Annotated in this window: 14 protein-coding genes; 1 reads left to right on the forward strand and 13 read right to left on the reverse strand. The window is 54.6% G+C overall.

Annotated elements, in window-relative coordinates; genetic code table 11:
- Together hybO and ABRZ26_RS14735 are read right to left on the reverse strand one after the other, a co-directional pair.
- Entirely contained in the window at positions 1–1,149 is a 1,149-nt protein-coding gene (gene hybO / locus ABRZ26_RS14730; protein ID WP_319604890.1) for a hydrogenase 2 small subunit, read from the reverse strand.
- Between the two features lie 599 nt (positions 1,150–1,748).
- Entirely contained in the window at positions 1,749–3,341 is a 1,593-nt protein-coding gene (locus tag ABRZ26_RS14735) for an ABC-F family ATPase (RefSeq protein WP_319604891.1), read from the reverse strand.
- Positions 3,342–3,670: 329 nt separating this feature from the next.
- On the opposite strand from ABRZ26_RS14735, the gene ABRZ26_RS14740 reads away from it, so the two are divergent.
- Complete coding sequence (locus tag ABRZ26_RS14740) at positions 3,671–4,552, forward strand: PhzF family phenazine biosynthesis protein (protein WP_319604892.1); 882 nt, start codon at positions 3,671–3,673, stop codon at positions 4,550–4,552.
- A gap of 163 nt (positions 4,553–4,715) precedes the next feature.
- On the opposite strand, the gene elaB is transcribed toward ABRZ26_RS14740, so the two are convergent.
- The 11 genes from elaB to nuoE form a co-directional block, all read right to left on the reverse strand.
- The gene (gene elaB, locus ABRZ26_RS14745) at positions 4,716–5,030 is read right to left on the reverse strand and encodes a stress response protein ElaB (protein WP_319604893.1); all 315 of its coding nucleotides are present in this window, start codon (positions 5,028–5,030) and stop codon (positions 4,716–4,718) included.
- A 188-nt stretch (positions 5,031–5,218) separates the two neighbouring features.
- Positions 5,219–6,679 carry an NADH-quinone oxidoreductase subunit NuoN gene (gene nuoN / locus ABRZ26_RS14750; protein WP_319604894.1) on the reverse strand — a complete coding sequence of 487 codons (1,461 nt, stop codon included), beginning with the start codon at positions 6,677–6,679 and terminating at the stop codon, positions 5,219–5,221.
- A gap of 6 nt (positions 6,680–6,685) precedes the next feature.
- Positions 6,686–8,221 (reverse strand): NADH-quinone oxidoreductase subunit M, encoded by a 1,536-nt coding sequence (gene nuoM / locus ABRZ26_RS14755; RefSeq protein ID WP_319604895.1) that lies wholly within the window; start codon positions 8,219–8,221, stop codon positions 6,686–6,688.
- Positions 8,222–8,318: 97 nt separating this feature from the next.
- Positions 8,319–10,166, reverse strand: coding sequence for an NADH-quinone oxidoreductase subunit L (gene nuoL, locus ABRZ26_RS14760; RefSeq protein ID WP_319604896.1), 1,848 nt, complete (start codon positions 10,164–10,166; stop codon positions 8,319–8,321).
- Complete coding sequence (nuoK, locus tag ABRZ26_RS14765) at positions 10,163–10,465, reverse strand: NADH-quinone oxidoreductase subunit NuoK (protein ID WP_319604897.1); 303 nt, start codon at positions 10,463–10,465, stop codon at positions 10,163–10,165. The genes nuoL and nuoK overlap by 4 nt, the downstream gene beginning before the upstream one ends.
- Positions 10,462–11,022 (reverse strand): NADH-quinone oxidoreductase subunit J, encoded by a 561-nt coding sequence (gene nuoJ / locus ABRZ26_RS14770; protein ID WP_319604898.1) that lies wholly within the window; start codon positions 11,020–11,022, stop codon positions 10,462–10,464. Before nuoJ ends, nuoK begins: the two co-directional genes overlap by 4 nt.
- A gap of 9 nt (positions 11,023–11,031) precedes the next feature.
- A complete protein-coding gene (gene nuoI / locus ABRZ26_RS14775; RefSeq protein ID WP_319604899.1) occupies positions 11,032–11,574 on the reverse strand; it encodes an NADH-quinone oxidoreductase subunit NuoI in 543 nt (180 codons plus the stop codon).
- Positions 11,575–11,588: 14 nt separating this feature from the next.
- The gene (gene nuoH / locus ABRZ26_RS14780; protein ID WP_319604900.1) at positions 11,589–12,566 is read right to left on the reverse strand and encodes an NADH-quinone oxidoreductase subunit NuoH; all 978 of its coding nucleotides are present in this window, start codon (positions 12,564–12,566) and stop codon (positions 11,589–11,591) included.
- A complete protein-coding gene (gene nuoG / locus ABRZ26_RS14785; RefSeq protein ID WP_319604901.1) occupies positions 12,563–15,289 on the reverse strand; it encodes an NADH-quinone oxidoreductase subunit NuoG in 2,727 nt (908 codons plus the stop codon). Before nuoG ends, nuoH begins: the two co-directional genes overlap by 4 nt.
- 127 nt (positions 15,290–15,416) lie before the next feature.
- Positions 15,417–16,766, reverse strand: a complete 1,350-nt coding sequence (gene nuoF / locus ABRZ26_RS14790) for an NADH-quinone oxidoreductase subunit NuoF (RefSeq protein WP_319604902.1) — start codon at positions 16,764–16,766, stop codon at positions 15,417–15,419.
- Complete coding sequence (gene nuoE / locus ABRZ26_RS14795; protein ID WP_319604903.1) at positions 16,763–17,314, reverse strand: NADH-quinone oxidoreductase subunit NuoE; 552 nt, start codon at positions 17,312–17,314, stop codon at positions 16,763–16,765. The genes nuoF and nuoE overlap by 4 nt, the downstream gene beginning before the upstream one ends.

Below are 17,314 nucleotides of genomic sequence, written 5' to 3' on the forward strand. Positions count from 1 at the left end.
TTAACCCTCCCGGGATCCGTTTCCGGCATCCTGCTGACTTTGCTTTTGAGCCGCCTGCTTTTGCTGACGCCCCAACTCGCGCACCGCCATCAGGCTGACGCCGCCGACCACGCCGAGCACGCCGCCGATCAACCCTGTCGCGGTGGCGGAGATATGGCCGCCCTCCGGACTATGGACCGCCGGTTTTTCCACCCGCGGCGTGGGATTTTCCACATTGGCCAGTTGGAAAATGCCTTTGGTAAAACCGATGCCTTTCTCGTTGCAGCCATAGCAAGGATGCCCGATGCCCACCGGCCAGATGCCGCCGCCGACGTCGCAGAATTCCAGCGTCGGGCAGTTGCCGTAGGTTTCCGGCCCTTTACAACCCAGATGGTAGAGACACCATCCCTGACGATGGCCTTCATCGCCGAATTCTTTGGCGAAACGTCCGGCGTCAAAGTGCGGGCGCCGCTCGCAGTTTTCGTGGATCAGGCGACCGTAGGCGAAGGTCGGCCGGCCCTGGCTATCCAGCGCCGGCGGACGTTGATAAGTGATGATATGCGCGACGGTGGCCAGGAAGTTGTGCGGATTCGGCGGACAACCGGGGATATTAATGACGGTTTTACCCGGCAAGATCTCCTGCAAGCTGACTGCGCCGGTCGGATTGCTGCCCGCCGCCGGCACGCCGCCCCAGGCCGAACAGGATCCGATGGCGATAATCGCCGCCGCATGCTCCGCCGTCTCGCGGATATGCTCTACTATCGGTTTGCCTGCCACCATACAGTAGATGCCGCCGTCTTTGATGGGGATCGACCCATCGACAACCAGAACGTATTTCCCTTTGTATTGCTCGATAGCACGATGCTTGTTTTCTTCCGCCTGTTCGCCAAACGCGGCGGACAGTACTTCGTGATATTCCAGCGAGATGGTGTTTAACAGCAGATTCTCAATGGTTGGATGCGTCGCCCGCAACAGGGACTCGGTACACCCGGTACACTCTTGCGCCCCTATCCAGATTACCGGCGGACGTTGCGTGGAGACGATCGATTGCGCTATTTCCGCGACGGCGGAGTCCGCCAATCCCATTGATGCCGCCAGTGCTGCACATAACTTCATAAAATCACGACGATTAACGCCGTGATGGGAAAGCATTAAATTTTCCCCACTCATTTTTTATTATTCTCCTGTAACTCGAACGGAGTAACACACGAAATGTGTGTGGGTATGGTAATGAGGAAATTTATTTAACAGACTTGATCTTCATCAATCGCTGGGACAATAGGCGTATTATTTCTGTTATAACTGTGACTTTATACGCATAGACTCTATTTAAAGGCGCATATTCTTTGTTTAGATGAGAAATAATCTCAATAACTCGCTGAATTATCCGCACATTTATTTTGCGTTGGCTAAATCGATTAATCACAGGGTGAGTCGCACAAAAACCAGAACATAATAAACTGATAAATAACATTATTTTATAAAAACACTATTTAAATCCCTTTATTATCAGATTGGCGGTCTCCGGATTAGCGCATTTTTAAACCTAAATATAAAATTAATTACTTTAGATATTTTAGTTTAAAAACAGGAGAAAATGACCATCCTCTTAAATTTTGACTTGAGGGAAATGTTAACGGAATAAATATTGGTGAGAATTTTTTATCTATGTGAAAAATATAAAGCGTCATGCTGAATGTTAATAAAAAGGCGGCATGGTTATCAACCGTGCCGCCTTGATTAAAACCGTATGGCGCGAATTAAGGTCGTTATTGAATACCCTGACTGCGCAGGTAATCCTCATAATTTCCGGTGAAGTCGGTCGCTTTGTTCGGCGTCATTTCAATAATACGGGTCGCCAGGGAACTGACGAACTCGCGGTCATGCGAGACGAACAACAGCGTGCCTTCATACATCTCCAGCGCCATGTTCAGCGCCTCAATGGATTCCATATCCAGGTGGTTGGTCGGCTCATCCATAACCAGGATATTGGGACGCTGCATCATCAGCTTGCCGAACAGCATACGCCCCTTCTCACCACCGGATAACACCTTCACTTTCTTCTTGATATCATCCTGGCTGAACAGCAAACGTCCGAGTACGCTACGAACCGCCTGCTCATCATCCTTCTCCTGCTTCCACTGGCTCATCCAGTCAAACACCGTCAGCGAGTCATCGAATTCATATTCGTGATCCTGCGCGTAATAGCCGATTTTCGCGTTTTCCGACCATTTAACCGTACCGCTATCAGGCTGAAGATCGCCGACCAGCGTTTTCAACAGCGTCGATTTCCCGACGCCGTTGGTTCCCAGAATCGCCACCTTCTCGCCGACTTCCACCATCAGGTTTAATTTGCTGAACAGCGGACCGTTATCGAACCCTTTCGCCAGAGCCTCCACCTCCAGTGCGTTACGAAACAGCTTTTTATCCTGCTCGAAGCGGATAAACGGGTTCTGACGGCTGGAGGCTTTTACCTCTTCCAGTTGAATTTTATCAATCTGGCGGGCGCGTGAAGTCGCCTGTTTGGATTTGGATGCATTCGCGCTGAATCGGCTGACGAAAGACTGTAATTCGGAGATCTGCGCTTTCTTTTTGGCGTTATCCGCCAACAGACGTTCGCGCGCCTGCGTCGCCGCCGTCATATATTCATCATAATTGCCGGGGTAAATACGCAGTTCGCCGTAGTCGAGATCCGCCATATGGGTACACACCATGTTCAGGAAGTGGCGATCATGGGAAATAATAATCATGGTGCTGTTACGGTCGTTCAACACCTGCTCCAGCCAGCGAATGGTATCAATATCCAGGTTGTTGGTCGGTTCGTCGAGCAACAGGATATCCGGATCGGCGAACAATGCCTGCGCCAGCAGGACGCGTAATTTCCAACCGGGAGCGACTTCACTCATTAGACCGTAATGCTGCTCCAAAGGAATGCCGACGCCCAACAGCAACTCACCGGCGCGCGCCTCGGCGCTGTAACCGTCCATCTCGCCATACTGCACTTCCAGATCGGCGACTTTATAGCCATCGGCTTCACTCATTTCAGCCAGCGCGTAAATACGATCGCGCTCTTCTTTCACCGCCCATAGCTCGGCATGGCCCATGATCACGGTATCCAGCACGCTGTATTTTTCGAAAGCGAACTGATCCTGACGCAATTTACCCAAACGCTCATTGGGATCGAGGGCCACGTTGCCGGAACTCGGCGCTAAATCGCCGCCCAGAATTTTCATGAACGTGGATTTACCGCAACCGTTCGCGCCGATCAAGCCGTAGCGGTTACCGCCGCCGAATTTAACGGAAATATTTTCAAACAATGGCTTACTGCCAAACTGCATCGTGATGTTGTTGGTACTTAGCACAGAACTTACTCAAGTCAGAATGTGATGTTGGTCGCATTATGCCACAGAAGCGCCACATAATCGCGACAGAGAGCGATATTGCGCCGCACCGTCGCCGGTCGCGCCGGATATTATTCTCTGCATGCGCACAGAATCATGCATAAAAACTATCCTTCACTCAAAGACAAACCGCTGATTTACAGTCATAATTATTAAAAATCGCTATTCTCAGGACGCCGGAATAAAACCAAGAAACCGGCGACCTGAACTATCGACTCGCCAATAAATAGCAAAACACGGCCACAGGCCGGTAATTTGAAAGATTCGGGGATGACAGGAAAAGACGACCTATGCCGCAACAACGACGCTTTAAACAAATCGATGTGTTTACCCAACGCCCCTTCAAAGGGAATCCTTTGGCCGTGGTGCTGGACGCCGACGGTCTGACCGATGAACAGATGCAAAGTATCGCCCGTTGGACCCACCTGTCGGAAACCACCTTTGTCGTCCCTCCCACCAATCCGCTGGCCGACTATGGCGTACGCATTTTTACCCCTGAGCAGGAACTGCCGTTTGCCGGCCATCCCACGCTGGGTACGGCGCACGCGCTGCTGGAGTCGGGTTTACAGACCAAATCCCCCGGGCAGATTATCCAGCAAAGCGGCATCGGCCTGGTACCCATCAATATTGATGATGATGGTTCGCTGGCCTTTCATGTGCCGCCGGCCACAATCGAGCCCTTTGATGCCACGTTATCCCCGCTGCTGGAGCGAACGCTCGGCAGCGCCAGAATAGATAAGCGCTATTCCCCGGCAACTGTACGAATGGGAATAAGTTGGTTGATAGTACGGATGGACAACGCCGATACCTGCCTGAACATCACGCCGGACGCGCAATCCCTGGCCGATTTACAAGCAGCCTGCCAGACCGACGGCATCGCCATTTACGGACCGCATGATAACGCCAGCCCAACGGACTACGAAGTTCGCACGTTTTACATGGAACAGGGATACCTCAGGGAAGATCCGGTCACCGGCAGCGCCAATGCTTGTCTGGCCTGCATACTGCGCCAACAACATTATCCGGATAATATCGCCGCCCAACTGGATTACCAGGTTCGACAAGGAACCAAACTCCAGTGCGACGGCCGAATATCGGTGGTCTACATCAATGACGAGCCCTGGGTCGGCGGGCATAGCGTGACGATAATTGATGGTACGCTGCTGGCGTAAACGCCCCAATAGCGGATAAGCGCCGCGCAGGCAGAGCCTATTGCATGCTTGTCGTTACAGAGTGATTGTGAAAAACGGGATAGAGTATACTCGGGCAGTTAGCCGCGTAGCGCGGCCAACGCTCATTCATTTGACGCATAACCGCAATATTCAGCCCCCAGACTTAACGTCTGGCCAGCAGCAACCCCAGCACCAGCCCGACGGTTGCGCCGATACCGATACCTTGCCAGGGTTTTTCATGCACATAGATATCCGCTTTATCCGCGACCTGTTTGGCCCGGGCATAGTAACTGTTGCCGGCGCCGCCGATTCTGGCTTTCACCTCTTTCAACGACTGTTCCGCCTTAGTCTTAAGATCAAGGTAAGCTTTATCAGCCTGATCGCCCGAGTAGCGCAATAATTCTTCCAGCGTTTCAGATAAGAGCTTCAGATCGTCATCGACGCGAATATCTTCAGGCTGCTGTTTTACATCTGCCATAAAATGCTCCTTTCCTTATGAAAAAAATTGTCCCGTTAACTATAGACAATTTTGCGTACTTGCAATGGTCTTAAGCGGCCGGATCATTCCTAAAGAAGCGGTTCAGCAAGCGACGAATAGGGATTGCCGCCATAAAAAACGCCGCAGACCATCGTCTACGGCGGTTTCATCTGACCGTCTGCGTACCCTTACATGATTGGCTGGGCCAACTGCACCAGGGAAATCAGCGGTTGCGGGTAAAAACCCAGTATCAACACCACGATTGCCGAGATCACCACCACCGCGCCGCCGGCCGTCAATGCCCAGTTTCCTGGCGCATCATCGCGCGTTGACGTCTGCGGCGCATCCAGATACAGGCTGACCATCAACCGCAGATAATAGTAGAGGCCAATCGCGCTACCCAACACGACCGCGCCGGCCAACCACCACTGGTCAGTGTTCACGCTGACGGCCAACACGTAGAACTTGCCGAAGAAGCCCAGCGTCATCGGGATACCGGCCAGCGACAACATCATCACCGTCATCACCGCAGCCAGGACGGGCTTATGCCAGAACAGGCCGCGATAGGACAGCATGGAGTCGGCCTCAGGGCCGCTGCACGGACTTGATATCAGGCTGACAACGCCAAAGGCGCCGAGACTGGCAAACAAATAGCCCACCAGATAGACGCCAACCGTTTCCAGCGCCAGTTGATGAGTTTGCACCGCGATCAATGCAACCAGCAGATACCCCATATGCGCAATGGATGAGTATCCCAGCAAACGCTTGATGCTGTGCTGGGATACCGCCATCACGTTGCCGAACACGATGGAAACAAACGCAATCACGCCAAGCGCGATTCTGGCCGAGTCGCTGTCCACCATCGGTGCGTAGAGGAACAAACGCATCACCGCGCCGAAAATGGCGATCTTGCTGGCGGTGGCCAGAAAAGTCGAAACCGGCGCCGGCGCGCCCTGATACACATCCGGCGTCCACAGTTGGAAAGGCGCCAGCGACAGCTTAAAGCCCACGCCGACGATGATCATCCCCAACCCCGCCAGCAACAGCGGCTCATGGATGTGGAGATCGCTCAGGCTGCGCCCCAGACTGGCGAAGGTCAGATTGCCCGAATCGGCATATACCAGCGCCATACCGAACAGCAGGAAAGAAGACGACGCCGCCGAGAGCAACATGTATTTTATACCGGCCTCCAGCGAACGCGCCTGGCGAAAGGCGTAACTGACGAGTCCAAACAGCGGCAGCGAAATCAGTTCAATGCCAATGAACAACGACGCAAGATGATTCGCGCTCGCCAGCAGGATCCCCCCTAACGAGGCAATCAGCACCAGCAGATAGAACTCGTCGCGGTTATCCTCATACCCTTCCAACCAGGAATAAGCAAAGGTACAGGTCGCCAGGCTGGCCACCAACACCAGTCCGGTATAGAACATGGAAAAACCATCAACCCGTAACAGCGGGGTCACATCGGTCGGCCCTGCCTGGCCTGCAAAGTAAAGCGACAGCAGCGCGATGCTCAGACCGATAACCGTCAAGGTTGCGTTGACAAAATGGTTGCGTCGCCACGCAATGCACAGCATCACAACCACTACCGTCAATCCGACGATCAACAGCGGCGATAGCGCAATTAGTTGTTGAGGAGTTATTGTCATGGCGAATTACGGCCTTGTTGTTGAAATTATTGAATCTGGAGTAGACGACATAAACCACTGCTGGATATTTGCCATCGCCGCACTGGAGGTATCCAGAATCGGTTGCGGGAACACCCCTAACAACACCAGCAACACCACCAGCGGCATAACGACGGACAGCTCGCGCATCGTCATACCCGGCAGCGGTTGTTCTGATTTCGGGGCGCCGTAATAAGCACGTTGCATCAGCATCAGCGAATAAACCGACGCAAATACCAGACCGAAGGTGGAAATCACGGTAATCAGCGGAACAACCTGATAACTGCCGATCAGAATATTAAATTCCCCGACAAAGTTACCGGTTCCCGGCATACCTAAGGTGGCGACGGCAAAAAAGAGCGACAGCGCCGGCAAATATCTGAGACGGGCCCACAGCCCTCCCATCTGACGCATATCCCAGGTATGCACACGCTCGTACAACTGACCGCAAAGGATAAAAAGCCCCGCGGCCGACAGACCGTGAGCAATCATCAGGATAACCGCGCCCTGAAAAGCCTGTTGGTTGCCGGAGTAAATGGCAATCATCACAAAGCCCATATGGGAAACCGAGGTGTAAGCGACCAACCGCTTGATATCGGTCTGATTAAAGGCCATCCAAGCGCCGTAGAATACGCTGATCACCCCTAACCACATGGCGATAGGCGCAAATTCGTGCGAGGCATTCGGAAACAGCGGCAGGCTGAAGCGCAGTAAACCGTAGGCTGCCGTTTTCATCAACAGCCCGGCCAGGTCGACGGAACCCGCGGTCGGAGACTGGCTGTGGGCATCCGGCGACCAGCCATGTACCGGCACCAACGGCATTTTCACCGCGAAGGCGACGAAGAATCCCAGCATCAGCAGGTATTCAATGCCATACGACATTTCCGTTTTCAGCAACGCTTCGTAATTGAAGGTCCAGACGCCGGTAGCATCATGATGCACGAATACCAGCGCCAGAATGGCGATCAGCATTACCAGGCCGCTGGTCTGGGTATAAATGATGAATTTGGTTGCCGCGGCGGTTCGGGTTTTGTCATCAGAACCTTTGTGTCCCCATATGGCGATGAGGAAATACATCGGCACCAGCATCATTTCCCAGAAGAAGAAGAACAGGAACAGGTCGATAGCGACGAATACGCCGATAACGCCGACCAGCGTCCACAATATTCCAAGGTGGAAAAGCCCCTGGTTGTGGTGCTCCTCATTCCAGGAACTGAGTATCGCCAACACGCCCAGTAGCGCGGTCAACACCACCATCAGCACCGAAAGTCCATCCAGTGCCAGATGAAAATCGATGCCAAAGCGGGGGATCCACGGAACACTGAACTCAGCCTGCCATTGCGGCAGTCCGCCGGGCGTTGCCAAAGAATAGCCACCTTGCAACCAGAGTTGCAGAGATAGCACCAACGTCAACCCCATCGCAATCAACGCGATCCAGCGCGGTACTTTGGTACCTAAACGCTCAGACAGCCAACACAGCAGACCGCCGATAAAGGGGATAAGAATTAGCCAAGGTAGTAGCATGGCGCTTTGTGTCCCTAAATTAAAGAAATCTGAAAACTTGCCGTGGCGGGCACTCTCATCAGGAATGCCCTACCCTTCGTACGTTCCGGCTACCGTCTTAAACCAGCAGTAACAACGCCAGCACGACGACAGCGCCCAACCCCATGGAGGCAACGTACCACCGCACCTGACCATTTTCGCTCACTGCCAGCCCGCGGTTACCCCAACGGGTAATGAAAGCCGGAATATTCATCAGCGCGTCCAGCGGATCGCGGCGCAACAGTCTGGCGACGGCCAGATAGGGTTTGACAAAAACTTTGTCGTACAGCCAGTCAAATCCCCAGGCATGGAACCACCAGGTTGAGAAGAAACGTCCGGGCGCGCTTTGCGCGATACTGTTCACCCATTGACGTTTACCCAGCCACAGCAATGCGGCCAGTAAGATGCCCGCGATGGCGACCACGCCGGAAACGATTTCCAGCGTTATCATCCGGCCGTGCTCCAGTTCCGTTGTTTCCGGCAGTACGCCGTGCAACGGCGGCACAATCATCGCCCCGATAAAGGTGGACAGCACCATTAACACAATCAGCGGTAAATGATGTGAGATGCCTTTCCCCGCATGAGCTTTGGTTTTCGCCTCGCCGTGGAACACAATAAAGATCATACGGAAGGTGTACAGCGAGGTCATAAAGGCGCCGACCAGCCCCGCCACCATCAAATTGAGGTGACCGTTAGCCCAGGCGCCCGCCAGAATTTCGTCTTTACTGAAGAATCCGGCGGTAACCAGCGGCAACGCAGCCAATGCCGCGCCGCCGACCAGAAAGCAGACATACACCAGCGGAATGGTTTTACGCAGCCCGCCCATTTTGAAAATGTTCTGCTCGTGATGACAAGCCAGAATCACCGAACCGGAAGACAGGAACAGCAACGCTTTGAAAAACGCGTGGGTCATCAGATGGAAAATCGCCGCATCCCACGCCTGTACCCCCAACGCCAGAAACATATAGCCGATCTGACTCATGGTGGAATAAGCGAGTACGCGTTTGATATCCGTCTGCACCAGCGCGGCAAATCCCGCCAATACCAGCGTGACCGCGCCGACGACGCCGACCAGATGTAAAACATCCGGCGCCAGCAGGAACAACCCGTGGGTACGGGCGATCAGATACACCCCGGCGGTCACCATCGTCGCGGCGTGGATCAATGCCGAGACCGGCGTCGGCCCCGCCATGGCATCCGCCAGCCAGGTTTGCAGCGGCAACTGAGCGGACTTACCGACCGCGCCGCCCAGCAACATCAAGGTCGCCCAGGTGATCGCCGGAGACCCCTCCGCCAGTTGTTGCGGCGCCAGTACCATCAGTTCGCGGAAGTTAAGCGTCCCCAGTTCCCGATAAAGAATGAACAGCGCAAACGCCAGAAATACGTCGCCCACGCGCGTTACCACAAAGGCTTTCATCGCCGCCGCGCCGTTTTTCGGGTTGGTGTAGTAGAAACCGATCAGCAGATAGCTGCACAGCCCCACCCCTTCCCATCCGAGGTACATCAGCAACAGGTTATCCGCCAGAACAAGCACCACCATACTGGCGATAAACAGGTTGGTGTAGGCGAAGAAGCGGGAATACCCCTCTTCGCCGCGCATATACCAGGAAGCGAACAGATGGATAAAGAACCCCACGCCGGTCACCACAGACAGCATGGTGGCCGACAGGCCGTCAAGCGTCAGCGTTACGCCGATATTAAAATCGCCCACCGCCATCCAGGTCCAGAGATGCTGGTCAAACGCGCCCGCACTGCTATGTTGCTGACCAAGGAAATCAGCCACTGCCCAGGCGGCCGTCAGCGCCGCCAACCCAACGGAACCCACACCGACCGTCGCAGACGCGTTCTCCGACCAGCGGCCGCGGGAAAACGCCAACAGCAGGAAGCCAAGCAGCGGGAATAGTATTGTTAAATAGAGTAAGTTCATCCGCGCATCTCACTGACTGTATCAATATTCAGATTCTGGCGGCGGCGGTACAGTTGCAGCAACAGCGCCAACCCGATGCTGGCTTCAGCCGCCGCCAGCGTAATCGCCAGGATATACATCACCTGCCCGTCCGCCTGATGCCAGTAGCTGCCGGCAACCACAAACGCCAACGCCGCCGCGTTGATCATTATCTCCAGGCTTATCAGCATAAACAGCAAGTTACGACGGATAACCAACCCAGTCAGCCCCAAAACAAACAGGATGGCTGCCAAAATCAAACCATGTTGTAACGGAATCATGCGCGTTCCCCTGTTATTTTATTCTCAACATTCTGGTGCGCGGTTTCTTTGGCGATAACCTCTCCGCGTTTGTCTTCACGACCGACGTGGAAAGCGACCACCAGCCCGGCCAACAGCAGCATCGAGGCCAGTTCAACGGCGAGAACATAAGGACCGAACAGCGCGATGCCCACCGACTTGGCATCCACCATGTCGCCGGTAATGCCCTGGTCGTCCAGACTTAAAATGCCCTTCACTATCACTATCAGCAAGACCAGCGACAGCAATGATGGTCCTATCCAGACGGTAGGTTTAAGCCATGCGCGTTCCTGCTCGACCACGGAGTTTCCCAGGTTGAGCATCATCACCACAAACACGAACAGCACCATAATGGCGCCCGCGTAAACGATGATCTCCAGCGCGCCGGCGAAGTAAGCCCCCAGCGAGAAAAACACGCAGGCGATGGCGATGAGAGAAACAATCAGATATAACAACGCATGCACGGGATTGGTATGAGTGATGACGCGCAACGTCGCCACTACTGCAATCAGGCCCGCAATATAAAAAGCGAATTCCATGCTAGCTCCTTAGGGCAATAGGCCTTTAACATCAATGGGTTTAGCTTCGTTTTCAGCTTCGCCTTTATCTTTCCCATCGATAGCCATGCCGGCCATCCGGTAGAAGTTATATTCCGGATATTTACCCGGCCCCGATATCAGCAGATCTTCTTTTTCGTACACCAGATCCTGCCGTTTGTAATCCCCCATCTCAAAATCCGGCGTTAACTGAATGGCGGTGGTAGGACAAGCCTCTTCACAAAAGCCGCAGAAAATGCAGCGCGAAAAGTTGATACGGAAAAACTCGGGATACCAACGACCATCTTTGGTTTCCGCTTTCTGCAAGGAGATGCAGCCGACCGGACAGGCCACGGCACACAGGTTACAGGCCACGCAACGCTCCGCGCCGTCCGGATCGCGCGTCAGCACGATACGGCCGCGATAACGCGGCGGCGGATTCACGGGTTCTTCGGGATACATTCTGGTTTCGCGCTTTTTAAAAGCGTTCGAGCCCACCATACAGATACTGCGTACCTGGGTGCCGAAACCAATCACTAAGTCTTTTAATGTCATGGTTCACTCACCCCTTATTGAGCGTTATACAAAATGACCGCGGCCGTCGCCAGCAGGTTCAGTAAGGTTATCGGCAGACAAACTTTCCAACCGAAAGCCATCACCTGGTCATAACGCGGACGGGGCAAGGCGGCGCGAATCAGAATAAACATCATCATGAAGAAGGCCGTTTTCAGCGCAAACCAGACAAACGGCGGCAGGAACGGACCATGCCAGCCCCCGAAGAACAGGGTAACGATCAGAGCGGAAACCGTGACGATACCGATATATTCGCCGACGAAGAATAAACCGAATTTCATGCCGGAATATTCGATGTGATAACCATCCGCCAGTTCCTGTTCCGCTTCCGGCTGGTCAAACGGATGTCGGTGACACACCGCTACCCCGGCGATGGCGAAAGTAACAAAGCCGAAGAACTGCGGAACGATGTTCCATAAATGCGCCTGCGATTCGACAATATCGCTCATATTGAAAGAACCGGCCTGAGCGACCACGCCCATCAGCGACAGACCAAGAAACACTTCATAGCTCAACGTCTGGGCGGAAGCGCGCACCGCGCCCAGCAATGAGTATTTGTTGTTGCTCGACCAGCCGGCAAACAGCACGGCGTAAACCGCCAGACCCGCCATCATCAGGAAGAAGAGTATCCCGATATTCAGATCCGACACGCCCCAGGTCGGGCTGACCGGCACAATGGCAAAGGACAGCAATAAAGAGGTAAAGGCGATCATCGGCGCCAGCGTGAAGATCACCTTGTCGGTAAATCTTGGCACCCAGTCTTCTTTGAAGAACATTTTGATCATATCGGCGACTAACTGTAACGAACCGCCCCAACCGACCCGGTTCGGTCCGTAACGCCCCTGGAACAGACCCAGCAGCTTACGTTCGCCCATACTCATGAATGCCCCGCAGGTCACCACGACCAGCAGAATGACGATCGCTTTGCCAACGGCAATCAGTACTTCCAGGAGCTCCGGTGTTAACCAACTCATTGTGCAGCCTCCCGCAGATTGTCAACGGTCGCGCCCGCCAGCACCGGCGCGATGCCCGGCAGTCCCAGCGGTAAACCGACCTGTCCCTGACTCAAGCCGTCGCTTAACCGCAGCGGCAAGCGTAATGTCTGGCCTTCGCAGCTCAATTCGACCAGCGTACCGGGATTCACCCCCAGTGCCGCCGCATCAGTCGGATTAACCATAACGTAAGCTTCAGGCATACGGCTTTGAATCACGGCAGAGCGCTGCGACATCTCATCGCTGCCGAACAGGTGATAATACGGCGCAACGCGCCAGCTTCCTGATTGAGCGACAAACGCCGCCGGGATGTTATCGAAATATCCCAACGTACTGTCTCCCGCTTCGATCAGGCGGACTCCCGGATCGCCGTGGCGAATATGACCGCCGACTTCATCCTGAAACTTGTTCCAGGCTTGCGGCGAGTTCCAACCCGGCGCCCAGGCGAAGGGAATCTGCTGACGATCGGCCTGCGGGCTGTTGTTCCCTTCCATTGAGAAGGCGAACATGGTGTCTTTATCCTGCGGCTGACGCGGCTCATGCACGCTGATGTTGGCGCGCATGGCGGTGCGTCCGCTTGAACGGTTCGGCGAACGCGCCAGTTTCTGCCCGCTAATTCTGAACGATGCGTCAGGCGCGGCCTGTTTAATCGCCGACAATTGCGGCATGGCATCAATACAGGCATCAATGACATGATCAAGCTGAGTCCAGTCGATTTTGCGGTTGTGGTAGGTGGAGCTCAGCGAGTGCAGCCAACGCCAACTTTCCAGCATCACCACGCTGTTGTCGTAGTAAGCGGGATCGTAGACCTGGAAAAATCGCTGCGCCCGGCCTTCCTGGTTGATTAGCGTACCGTCGCTTTCGGCAAAACTTGCCGCTGACAGAACAAAGCCGGCTTTATCCATGATGCGGGTGCGCTGATGATCCAGCACGATCACGTTGCCGGCTTTTTCCAGCGCCGCGTCAATGCGCGCGGCAGGCGCGTGACGATAGAGATCGTTCTCCATGACCACCACGCTGTCGGCTTCGCCGTTTTCCAGTTGCGCCAGCGCGTCATCCAGCGAGCCGCCCCCGATCATCGACAGGCCGATGCTGTTGGCCGCGGAGGCGACAAACGTGATGCCGACGTCGGCGCCGCGAGACTTGAGCGCCTGCGCCACATTGGCCGCCGCCGCGATAAGTTCTTCGCTGCCCGCGTTGGTGCCGGAAATAATCAGCGGTTTTTTCGCCCCGGTCAGCGCCTGAACAATGATGTCCACTTTCTGATCGAGTCCGTCGGCCAGATCCGTCACCGCCGGCGCGCTGTCATCCAGCGCATGGGCAATGGCGAAACCCAACCGGGCCTGATCGGCGACCGGCGCCCGATAGTTCCAGGCGGCGATATCGTCCAGTCGGGTACTGTCCACGTTGGTGATAAACAGCGGATGTTTGGCATGCTGACCAATATTCAGGATGGCCGCAATCTGCCAGTCGGCCACTTTCTGCGCCGCCGCCATTTCACGCGCTTTGCCTTTTACCGCCTGACGAACCGCCAATGCAATGCGCGCGCCGGTCTGAGTCAGATCTTCGCCCAGCACCAGAACGGCGTCATAACTTTCGATCTCGCGCAGCGCCGGCGTACGCACGCCGCCGTTCTGCAAAACTTGCAGAATCAGTTGCAGCCGTTGTTGTTCGTCGTGGGCGATACCGGTATAAAAGTTTTCCGCCCCGACCAGTTCACGCAAAGCGAAGTTGCTTTCAATGCTGGCGCGCGGCGAGCCGATGCCGATGGTTTTCTTCGCCTGACGCAACACGTCGGCCGCGCCTTCCACCGCCTGTTCGCCGGTCAGCTCAACCCAGTCGTCGCCGCGACGTTGCAGCGGATGTTTCGGACGATCTTGCAGATTGACGTAGCCGTAACCAAAACGACCGCGATCGCATAAGAAATAATGGTTTATGCTGCCGTTGAAACGGTTTTCAATACGACGTAATTCGCCATAACGTTCGCCGGGGCTGGTATTGCAGCCAACGCTGCACTGTTGGCAGACGCTCGGCGCAAACTGCATATCCCATTTACGGTTGTAACGTTCGGAGTGCGTTTTGTCGGTGAAAACGCCGGTCGGACACACCTCAACCAGGTTGCCGGAAAATTCGCTTTCCAGCGTGCCGTCCTGCGGACGCCCGAAGTAGACGTTATCGTGCGCGCCGTATACGCCAAGGTCGGTGCCATCGGCATAATCTTTGTAGTAACGGACACAACGGTAACAGGCGATACAGCGGTTCATCTCATGCGAGATGAAAGGACCCAAATCCTGATTACGGTGAGTGCGTTTGGTAAAACGGTAGCGACGGAAATTCTGTCCCGTCATCACCGTCATATCTTGCAGATGACAGTTCCCGCCCTCCTCGCACACCGGACAGTCATGCGGGTGATTGGTCATCAGAAACTCGACTATCGTTTTACGGAATAGCTTCGCTTCTTCGTCTTCAATCGCGATGAACGTACCCTCGGTAGCCGGCGTCATACAAGACATCACCAGTCGACCGCGGGTATCCTCCTCGTTCTGGTATTGCTTTACCGCGCAAAGGCGGCAAGATCCAACGCTTCCCAGCGCGGGGTGCCAGCAAAAGTAAGGAATATCAAGTCCCAGGGACAGACAAGCCTCAAGCAGGTTGTCCGCTCCATTCACTTCATACTCTTTGCCGTCTACATGAATAGTAGCCATAGTCAGCATGCTTCCATAATGGCCTGAGTTACCACAGGCGCTAATCAAAAATTCTGTTTATGAGGGCGACTTGTTGGTGTCGCCCGGCGGATACATTTACTGCATCTCAAGCTCATCAGACGATTGGTTACCAGCGCTCTTTCAACAAGTTAGGTTGAATACCGCCAATCGCTTTGGTGTTACCCAGATATTGTGAAGAAATACCCGCTTCGAACTCATTTCGGAAATATTTGATGGCGCTTTGCAAGGGTTCCACGGCGCCCGGCGCGTGAGCGCAAAAGGTTTTGCCTGGGCCCAGGAAACGGCAAAGCTGCTCCAGCGTTTCGATATCTCCGGGCTGCCCTTCTCCACGTTCCAATGCTTGCAACAGTTTTACGCTCCAGGGCAAACCATCGCGGCACGGCGTACACCAGCCGCAGGATTCACGGGCAAAAAACTCTTCCAGATTGCGGGTTAAGGAAACCATATTGATTTCGTTGTCGACCGCCATCGCCAGCGCGGTACCCAAACGGCTTCCCGCTTTGCCGATGTTCTCAAAGTCCATCGGCAAATCGAGATGATCGCCGGTCAGGAAATCGGTACCGGCGCCGCCGGGCTGCCAGGCTTTCAATGTCAGCCCGTCCCGCATGCCGCCGGCGTAATCCTCAAGAATCTCGCGCGCGGTGGTGCCAAACGGCAATTCCCACAGACCCGGATTTTTAACGCGTCCGGAAAATCCCATCAGTTTGGTGCCGGCATCCTTGCTTTTGCCGGCGGACAACCCCTGATACCACTCGGCGCCGTGCTCGATAATGGCCGGAACGTTGCACAACGTTTCCACGTTATTAACACAGGTCGGTTTACCCCATGCTCCGGCGGATGCCGGAAACGGCGGTTTCGAGCGCGGGTTGGCGCGACGACCTTCCAGCGAGTTAATCAGCGCGGTTTCTTCGCCGCAGATGTAACGACCGGCGCCGGTATGGACAAACAGTTCGAAATCAAACCCGCTGCCCAGAATGTTTTTACCCAGAAGACCGGCCTGTTTGGCCTCCTCAATGGCGCGGCGTAAATTCACCGCCGCTTCAACATATTCGCCGCGCAGAAAGATGTAGCCGCGGTAGGCTTTCAGGGCAAACGCGCTGATCAGCATGCCTTCCACCAGCAGGTGGGGAAGTTGTTCCATCAACAGGCGGTCTTTATAGGTTCCCGGCTCCATTTCATCCGCGTTACACAGCAGATAACGGATATTCATGCTTTCGTCTTTCGGCATCAGGCTCCACTTAAGCCCGGTCGAAAAGCCGGCGCCGCCGCGTCCTTTCAGACCCGCGTCTTTAACCAGGGAAACCACCTCATCCTGCGCCATGCCGCTCAGGGCTTTCTGCGCGCCGGCATAGCCGTTTTTGCTGCGATACTCATCCAGCCACACCGGCTGTTTATCTGCACGTAAACGCCAGGTCAGAGGATGCTGTTCAGCAGTCAGAACAATGTTTTTACTCATTGATACTGCTCCAATAACGATTCGATATCATCAGGCTTTACGTGACTGTGAATGTCGTCGTCAATCATCATTGACGGACCTTTATCACAGTTTCCCAAACAGCAGGTCGGCAGCAGGGTAAAACGGCCGTCAAACGTAGTCTGACCCGGCTTAATGCTGAGTTTGCGTTCCAAAGCCGCCTTGACGCCTTCATACCCGTTGATATGGCAAACGACGCTGTCGCAATAGCGCACGATGTGGCGTCCCACCGGCTGGCGGAAGATCTGGCTATAAAACGTGGCCACGCCTTCCACATCGCTGTCCGCGATTCCCAGCACATCGGCAATCGCCTTGATGGCGCCATCCGGCACCCAGCCACGCTGTTTCTGCACGATTTTCAGCGCTTCGATCGATGCGGCGCGGGCATCTTCATAATGGTGTTTTTCCTGCTCAATCGCGTCACGCTCTGCGTCGCTCAGCACAAAAACATTTTCTTTCGTCAGTGAATCGGCGGCGGGTTGCCCCTGGGCGTCGATATGATCGGGAGTAGTGTTGTTATGATCGTGCAT

Origin of the sequence: Brenneria sp. L4-2C (assembly GCF_040240335.1) — a bacterium.
Classification (GTDB): Bacteria; Pseudomonadota; Gammaproteobacteria; order Enterobacterales; family Enterobacteriaceae; genus Brenneria.